8 protein-coding genes are annotated in these 7,528 nt (G+C 63.9%); 6 read left to right on the top strand and 2 right to left on the bottom strand.

Translation table 11 applies throughout. The features are described 5' to 3' along the window. Window positions 1–1,086 precede the first annotated feature (1,086 nt). Complete coding sequence (locus AC0L3P_RS30115; protein ID WP_473307554.1) at window positions 1,087–1,602, top strand: YbgC/FadM family acyl-CoA thioesterase; 516 nt, start codon at window positions 1,087–1,089, stop codon at window positions 1,600–1,602. 77 nt (window positions 1,603–1,679) lie between these two features. Beyond that, a complete protein-coding gene (locus AC0L3P_RS30110; RefSeq protein ID WP_473307552.1) occupies window positions 1,680–2,147 on the top strand; it encodes a nuclear transport factor 2 family protein in 468 nt (155 codons plus the stop codon). 124 nt (window positions 2,148–2,271) lie between these two features. Here the strand turns inward: AC0L3P_RS30110 and AC0L3P_RS30105 are convergent, their stop codons facing one another. Both AC0L3P_RS30105 and AC0L3P_RS30100 read right to left on the bottom strand, forming a co-directional pair. Further along, window positions 2,272–2,991, bottom strand: coding sequence for a type 1 glutamine amidotransferase (locus AC0L3P_RS30105; RefSeq protein WP_473307550.1), 720 nt, complete (start codon window positions 2,989–2,991; stop codon window positions 2,272–2,274). Window positions 2,992–3,014: 23 nt separating this feature from the next. Then, window positions 3,015–3,941, bottom strand: coding sequence for a LysR family transcriptional regulator (locus AC0L3P_RS30100; protein ID WP_473307548.1), 927 nt, complete (start codon window positions 3,939–3,941; stop codon window positions 3,015–3,017). A gap of 151 nt (window positions 3,942–4,092) precedes the next feature. Here AC0L3P_RS30100 and AC0L3P_RS30095 point away from each other — a divergent pair, with 151 nt between their 5' ends. The 4 genes from AC0L3P_RS30095 to AC0L3P_RS30080 are packed head-to-tail and all read left to right on the top strand — an operon-like array spanning window position 4,093 to window position 7,524. Further along, window positions 4,093–5,049, top strand: a complete 957-nt coding sequence (locus AC0L3P_RS30095; RefSeq protein WP_473307546.1) for an N-carbamoyl-D-amino-acid hydrolase — start codon at window positions 4,093–4,095, stop codon at window positions 5,047–5,049. 35 nt (window positions 5,050–5,084) lie between these two features. Next, window positions 5,085–5,909 carry an ABC transporter substrate-binding protein gene (locus AC0L3P_RS30090; RefSeq protein ID WP_473307543.1) on the top strand — a complete coding sequence of 275 codons (825 nt, stop codon included), beginning with the start codon at window positions 5,085–5,087 and terminating at the stop codon, window positions 5,907–5,909. Further along, window positions 5,906–6,763 (top strand): amino acid ABC transporter permease, encoded by an 858-nt coding sequence (locus AC0L3P_RS30085; RefSeq protein WP_473307539.1) that lies wholly within the window; start codon window positions 5,906–5,908, stop codon window positions 6,761–6,763. Before AC0L3P_RS30090 ends, AC0L3P_RS30085 begins: the two co-directional genes overlap by 4 nt. Continuing rightward, window positions 6,760–7,524 (top strand): amino acid ABC transporter ATP-binding protein, encoded by a 765-nt coding sequence (locus AC0L3P_RS30080; RefSeq protein ID WP_473307536.1) that lies wholly within the window; start codon window positions 6,760–6,762, stop codon window positions 7,522–7,524. Before AC0L3P_RS30085 ends, AC0L3P_RS30080 begins: the two co-directional genes overlap by 4 nt. Window positions 7,525–7,528: the final 4 nt, after the last annotated feature.

Genomic DNA, 7,528 nt, shown 5'->3' with positions numbered 1-7,528 from the left:
CTGCCGTAAACAACAAGTTCTTCATTTCTATTCTCATGTCTTGAGTGCCCCGAGCCTCGTGCGTCTTAACAACGTGCACGCAGATTGCTGTAACTGCACTGCAACATTGGTGCTGGAAGAAATGCGTGAACCAAACGCCGCGTCAGGTTGCGGCGTTGCAGATCTCTCCAACTGCTTGGCATGCCCCTTCGCTTGCGAGCTTAGATCGGCGCGGTGTGCTGCCTGTCGCGCACCAGAGAGCTTGGCGGCATCGCTCCACCTCGCGGCACTACTAGCGTGTTAGGTCGACGGGGCGCTCGGTAAGTGCGTGTTCCAGCCGATCGTGATCACGGTTTCCAGCGGATCGTGATCGCTATTTTAGCGATTGCGATCGGGGTAACCAGGAGGCGCGCACCGCTGACAGTCTGCAACCCGGCTACCTTGGTCTTTTGCCTAACTCCGACTGCTTCAGCTATTCGTGATTCTGCGAACGCTACAAGGAATGGGCCGGCCCCCTCAAGCCCACCCTGGCGCCAGGTCCATGTCGCCGGCGAGAAACTGTTCGTCGACTATTCCGGCCACGAGCTGGTTGACGGAGTACGATACACGCCAGTCCTGCTCTGGCTCCGCGGATGAAACCGTCAATGCAGGAGCGATCGGTTGGGCTTTCGGTCAGGCGGCGCCGATGGAGCAACGAACCCGGAAACTCTCACGCAAACAACCGCAGACGTTCTTCATGTGGGATCAGTCGTGTGAGGTCCGCGATAGGATCTCCCGAATTTCAGGCTCATAAGTGGCGCGGTTTTCGCCCATGGCACAAGTACGGATCTGATTAGGGTTGTGGGCACGTCCGCTCCGCGGACGGGGCTCTATGAGCCAGCTGCCGAGCCATGCTGTCTCGGCCCTTCGGGTGACGATGCCTCGCGCAAGACATAAAGTGCTCCTCGTCGAGGGCTCTCGGAAAACGGGCTCGCCTGTGGCGAGCGTTATTGCTGCCCCGTTCCCGCGTGCCGCTCAAACACCGGTGTTGTCGCTGCACTCGTCCCGCATGCCCCTTCGGACCGCTATGCTCGCGGCGGGGCTGACATTTCTCTCGAGGCGAGCTAGGTGAACACTGAAGCTGATCCCGAAGGCGCTGCGGCTCGCCATGAAAGGGACGTAGAAAAATCTACGCTTGTTCACGCTATCGCCCTCCAGCGCCCCAACGAAATCAAGCAGTTCGTATCCTGTTGCGATATCGTCAAACCAGAGTTTTCCGGCATCGTCTATCACGCCAACTATCTGCGCTTCATGGAGCGCGGGCGGACCAACCATCTGCGGCTGATGGGCGCGGAGCAGCAGGCATTGTTCGAGCAGGCCGAGACGGAAGACGCAAGCTTCGCCTTCGTGGTGCGCTCGATGCATCTCGATTTCCTCAAGCCCGCGCGGATGGACGACGTGCTCGACGTCGTGACCTGGCCGGTCGCGGTGAAGGGCGCCTCCATCGTGCTGGCGCAGGAGGTGCGGCGCGGGGAAAACGTGCTGGTGAAAGCCGAGGTGCGCGTCGCCTTCATCAGCGGCGGCCGGGCCCAGCCGATCCCGAAATCGATCCGCGCCTTGATGAAAGCTGATCTGATTTCGTGATCGGGCGATAGCGGACGGCCTCTCGACTCCCCCGCGGGCGGCGATAGATTGCACTCCCGCCAACCGATGAGGCCCTCATGTCGCGCCCGCCGCTTCCGCCCTTCACCCGTGAGACCGCCGCGCAAAAGGCCCGCATGGCCGAGGATGCCTGGAATTCGCGCGACCCGGTGCGCGTCTCGTTCGCCTACACCGAGGACAGCCGCTGGCGCAATCGCTCCGAGGTTTTTCAGGGGCGCGAAGCCATCGTCGCGTTCCTCACCCGCAAATGGGAGAAGGAGCACGACTACCGCCTGATCAAGGACCTCTGGGCGTTCGACGAAAACCGCATCGCCGTGCGCTTCCAGTACGAATGGCACGATGCGAGCGGCCAGTGGTATCGCTCCTACGGCAACGAGCAGTGGGAGTTCGACGAGCACGGCCTGATGCGGCGGCGCGAGGCCTCGATCAACGACGTCGTGATTGCGGAGAAGGACCGGCGGTTTCACTGGCCCGCGCCCGAGCCGAGGCCTGCGGATGTGGTGGGGTTGGGGACGGATCCGTTCTGAGCCTTGCAAACAACTCTCTCCCCTCATGGTGAGGAGCCGCGAAGCGGCGTCTCGAACCATGCAGGCCCGGATTGCTGCAGCATCCGGGCCTCTATCCTTCGAGACGCGCGCGAGCGCGCGCTCCTCAGGATGAGGGGATGGATTTGTGCGCCAAAAATCTCGTAATCGCGCCACCAAGCTTGGCGTGATCCATCGGCTTCGCCAGTGACTCCCTCGCGGTGGCAACGACCGCGTCCGGCGCCTTGCCGTCGCGCAGCTCGCAGCACACTTGCGCAAACTCCACGTCGAACTCGGGATGCGGCTGCACAGTCAGCGTCGCGCCGTTGGCGTAGAGCAGGCCGGCGTGCGGGGTGAATTCGGAGGAGAGGATCGTCAGCGCATCGTTCGGCGGCTCAATCACCTGGTCCTGATGCGAGCAGGCGATGGCGACCACTCCGCCGTCAACGACGCCGTTGTCCGGCAGCACCTGATAGACGTGCCGGCCGATGCCCCAGCCCTTCTCCGACTTGCGCACGGTGCCTCCGAGCGCCTGCGCGATCAATTGATGACCGAAGCAGACGCCGACCATCGGTGTCCTGTTGGCGTAGGCCGCGCGCACGAAATCTTCCAGCGGCGCGATCCAGTCGAGCCCGTCATAGACGCCGGCGGCCGCGCCGGTGATCAGCACCGCCTCCAAATTGCGCGGATCGGGAAGCGCGTCGCCGTTCGGGATGCTGACGATGTCGATCGTGGCTGCCGGATCCTCGGCGCGGATCATGCGCTCGAACATGTCGGGGAACGAGCCGTGGCGCTCGCGATATTCTTGTGGGACCTGCCCGGTTTCGATGATGGTGATGCGTGCCATGTGCCCTCGGGTGAAGGTCAATCCTAGTCGCTTCCTGCCCCATGTTGCTGGTGTGGCGCTGTACGCTCCAGCAGCGCACTCTCTTTCCGGACCTCGTCGAGAAACGCCTTGGCCAGGCGCGACAGCGGCTCGGCTTCCGACCATAGCATATAGGCCACCGCGTGCGTCGTCGGCGCGAACGGCCGCACGACGAGGCCGGTCCCGCCGTTCTGCCGCGGCGAGAAGGGATCGACCACCGCGGCGCCGACGCCGGCGGCGGCGAGCACGCAGGCCGTGTTGCAGTAGCGTACCTCGACGGTCGGCTGGAACGGCGCGCCGACGCGGGCGAAACTGTCACGCACAGCTTCACCGAGTCGCGTGCCGCGCTCGAGCCCGATGAAGGGCAGGCCGGACAGGTCCGCGGCCGAGATCACCGGCCGGTCGGCGAGCGGGTGCTGCGGCGGCAGCACGCACACCATCTCGCCGGTGTGCACCACTTCATGGGCGATGCCTGGATGATGTGTCAGCCCGAGCGCGAAGCCGAGCTCGGCGACGCGGTTGAGCACGCCTTCGATGATGCCCTCATAGCGCCGCACGTCGAAGAACACCCGCGTCTCCGGGCGGCGACGCAGGAAGCCCGACAGAGCCGAAGGGATGATGCTGTAGGCGAGCGGCGGCGTCGCGACCAGCGCGAGATGCCCGGAGCGGTTCTCGCGCAGATCGCGCATACGGTTCTCGAGCTTTGCGTGCAGCGCGAAGATCGCCTCGCTCTCCTTGTAGAGCGCCATCGCTTCCGTGGTCGGAAACAGCCGGTTGTTGACGCGTTCGAACAGCGCAAAACCCGCCTGCGCCTCCATCGTCTTCAGCGCATTGCTGACTGCAGGCTGCGACAGCGCCAGTTCGTCGGCGGCCGCAACCGTGGTGCGGTGGCGGATGACGGCGCGGAGAATCTCGAGCTGGCGCAGGTTCATATCACTGCCGATTATACTCTGGGCCAAAACATCATAGCAGAACGAATTGATTTTGCAGCCCCGCTTCCGCGTAATGGCAGCGGATTTGCACGTCGCATCAAAGGGTTCATCCGCCCATTGAGGCGCCACTGCGCACAGATTGGAGGCAATCTTGGTTCGTGTCCTTCGCGCCGCCGCCGCACAGATGGGGCCGACGCAAAAAGCCGATACGCGCGAGCATACGCTGTCGCGGATGCTTGCTCTGCTGGAGGAGGCGGCCGGCCGCGGCGCCAGCCTCGTGGTGTTCCCCGAGCTTGCCTTCACCACATTCTTTCCCCGCTGGCTGCTCGAAGGCGAGGCGCTCGACCATTATTTCGAACGCGGCATGCCGAACCCGAACGTCGCCGCCTTGTTCGATCGTGCGCGTGCGCTGCGCGTCGGCTTCTATGTCGGCTATGCCGAACGGACGCCGGATGGACGCCGCTACAATTGCGCCATCCTGGTCGATCGCGACGGCGAGCTGCTCGGCCGGTATCGCAAGGTGCATCTGCCGGGCTCGGTCGAGCCGCGACAAGGTGCGCGCTACCAGCAGCTCGAGAAGCGCTATTTCGAGTATGGCGATCTCGGCTTTCCAGCCTTCCGCTCCGGATCGGCCTGGGCCCACGCCATCATGGGCATGATGATCTGCAACGATCGCCGCTGGCCGGAATCCTGGCGCGTGCTTGGCCTGCAGGGCGTCGAGCTTGTCTGCATCGGCTACAATTCGGCGGCCTATGATCCCAATGGCGGCAGCACGGAAGACGCCTCGTTGCGCACCTTCCATTCTACGCTGGTGACGCAGGCCAACGCCTACATGAACGCGACCTGGGCGATCTCGGTGGCGAAGGCAGGCGAGGAGGACGGCTCCGGGCTGATCGGCGGCTCCTGCATCGTCGATCCCAATGGCCGCATTGTCGCGCAGGCCGCAACGCTGACTGACGAGGTGATCGTCGCCGACATCGATCTCGATCTCTGCCGCCAGGGCAAGGATAAGATGTTCAACTTCGCTGCGCACCGGCGGCCGGAGCAATACAGGGTGATCACCGAACGCGCCGGCGTCATCGAGCCCGCGGTTCTCGACGCAGACTGACAGGACGTTCCAACAACGTTGGCAAAGGAGCCGATATGACGCGCCTCTCGTATTTCCTCGGCCTCGCAGCGTTGGCTGCCGTGACGTCCGCGCAGGCGGTCGAGCTTCCGGCGGAGATCAAGCAGGCGGGCGCGTTGAAGCTCACAGTCAACTCGACCTACGCGCCGATGGAATACCGCGATCCCGCGACGAATGAGCTCGTCGGGCTCGACGTCGATCTGGCGAACGAACTCGCGAAGCGCCTCGGCGTGAAGATCGTCTGGAGCGAGACGCCGTTTGCCGAATTGATCCCGTCGCTTCAGACCAAGCGCGCCGACTTCATCATCTCCGGTATCTCCGATCGCGCCTCGCGGCGCGAGACCGCAGATTTCGTCGATTATCTGGGAACCGGCCCGCAGTTCTTCGTGATGGCGGAGAACGAAGCCAAGGCTGCGACCGATCTCTGTGGCAAGAAGGTCGGGACCACCCGCAGCACCAGCTTCCCGGTCGAGATCGAGAAGTGGAGCAAACAGAATTGCGAGCCGGCCGGCAAGCCAGCGATCCAGTACGTGCCGGGCGAGAACTCGATCGACGTTCGCAACCAGCTCAAGCAGGGCCGCATCGACGCCGCCGTGCAGGGCAGCGAGACGCTGCCTTATGCGCAGACGCAAGAATCCGGCAAATACCGCGTGATCGGCGAGCCCTTTGCCAAAGGCTATCAGGGCATCATGTTCCGCAAGGACGATGCGGCGCTTCGTGAGGTGGTGACCGAGAAGCTCAGCGCGATGATCGCCGACGGCTCCTACAAGGCCGTTCTCGACAAATGGGGTCTCGGCGCCAACGCGGTCGCCCAGCCCATGCTGAACGCAGCGCCGCAATGAAGATGGCACCGGCACTCGCGGAGGGTTTTCCCGACCTATCGGGGATGCGGATCGCGCGCAAGCCGCATTGGTTTCGCTGGATCAGCGCAGCGCTGATCGTTGCTGTGCTTGCATTGATCGTTCGCGCCTTTGCCAGCGGCCAGATCGAATGGTCATATGTCAGCCGCTTCCTGACCGTAAAGGTGATCCTGGAAGGCATCGTCAACACCATGGTGATGGCGGTGCTGGCGATGGCGCTCGGCATCTTCCTCGGCGTGGTGGTCGCGATCATGCGGCTGTCGCCCAATCCGGTGCTGAAGACCGTCGCAGCTGGCTACACCTGGTTTTTCCGCGGCACACCGCTGATCCTGCAACTGCTGCTGTGGTTCAATCTCGCGCTGGTGTTTCCGACCATCGGCATTCCCGGCCTTTGGAGCGCGCGCGCCGTCGACGTCATGACGCCGTTCCTTGCCGCGCTGCTTGGGCTCGGCATCAACCAGGGCGCCTATACGTCGGAAGTGATGCGCGCCGGCATGCTGTCGGTCGATATCGGGCAATATGAGGCGGCGCAGGCGATCGGCATGGGACGCTTGCGTGCGCTGCGCCGGATCGTGCTGCCGCAGGCGATGCGGGTGGTGATCCCGCCGCTCGGCAACGAGTTCATCGGCATGGTGAAGGCGACCTCGCTCGCCAGCGTCATCCAGTATCCGGAACTGCTGCACAACGCCGAAAACATCTACTACGCCAATTCGCGCGTGATCGAACTCCTGATCGTGGCCGGGCTCTGGTACCTCCTCGCCGTCTCGGTCCTGACGCCGCTCCAGATGCTGCTCGAGCGCCGTTTTGCGCGTGGCACATTGCGGCTCGCACGATGACAAAACCCCTCGTCGCGATCCGCTCCGTCAGCAAGAGTTTTGGCGAGTTTCAGGCTCTCAAGAATGTCTCGCTCGACATCCGGCCCGGCGAGGTGATGTGTCTGATCGGCGCCTCCGGCTCGGGCAAGACCACACTGCTCCGCTGCATCAACCAGCTCGCCGCGATCGACAGTGGCGGCATCTGGCTCGATGGCGAGCTCTTGGGCGTGCGCGAGCAGGGCGCGCGGCTGCATCGCCTCACCGAGCGCGAAATCGGGCGGCAGCGGCTGAAAACCGGCATGGTGTTCCAGCGCTTCAACCTGTTTCCGCACAAGACCGCGCTCGAAAACATCACCGAAGGTCCGCTCCAGGTGCAGGGCCGAAAACCCGACGAGGTGCGTGCGGAGGCGATCGAGCTGCTGCGGCGCGTTGGATTGTCGGCCAAAGCGGACTCGTATCCCGCCCAGCTCTCCGGCGGCCAGCAGCAGCGGGTCGCGATTGCCCGCGCGCTTGCCATGAAGCCGATGCTGATGCTGTTCGACGAGCCGACCAGCGCGCTCGATCCCGAGCTCGTCGGCGAGGTCTTGGCGGTCATGAAGGAGTTGGCGCGGAGCGGCATGACCATGATGGTCGTGACGCACGAACTCGGCTTCGCGCGCGAGGTCGCCGACCGCGTCGTCTACATGGACCAGGGCGCGATCGTCGAGCAGGGGCGTGCATCCGATGTCTTGGGCGCGCCGCGCGAGGAGCGCACCAGGGCATTTCTTTCGGCAGTGATCTAGCATG

The organism is Bradyrhizobium sp. WSM4874 (genome assembly GCF_055811835.1).
Note: the sequence above shows the minus strand (reverse complement) of the source record. Positions and strands in the feature narration are given on the sequence as shown.

What these genes read in the sequence shown, in the direction of transcription:
- AC0L3P_RS30080 (WP_473307536.1), top strand. Translation starts at nt 6,760, where the DNA reads ATGACAAAACCCCTCGTCGCGATCCGCTCCGTCAGCAAGAGTTTTGGC.
- AC0L3P_RS30090 (WP_473307543.1), top strand. Translation starts at nt 5,085, where the DNA reads ATGACGCGCCTCTCGTATTTCCTCGGCCTCGCAGCGTTGGCTGCCGTG.
- AC0L3P_RS30100 (WP_473307548.1), bottom strand. Translation starts at nt 3,941, where the DNA reads ATGAACCTGCGCCAGCTCGAGATTCTCCGCGCCGTCATCCGCCACCGC.
- AC0L3P_RS30110 (WP_473307552.1), top strand. Translation starts at nt 1,680, where the DNA reads ATGTCGCGCCCGCCGCTTCCGCCCTTCACCCGTGAGACCGCCGCGCAA.
- AC0L3P_RS30085 (WP_473307539.1), top strand. Translation starts at nt 5,906, where the DNA reads ATGAAGATGGCACCGGCACTCGCGGAGGGTTTTCCCGACCTATCGGGG.
- AC0L3P_RS30105 (WP_473307550.1), bottom strand. Translation starts at nt 2,991, where the DNA reads ATGGCACGCATCACCATCATCGAAACCGGGCAGGTCCCACAAGAATAT.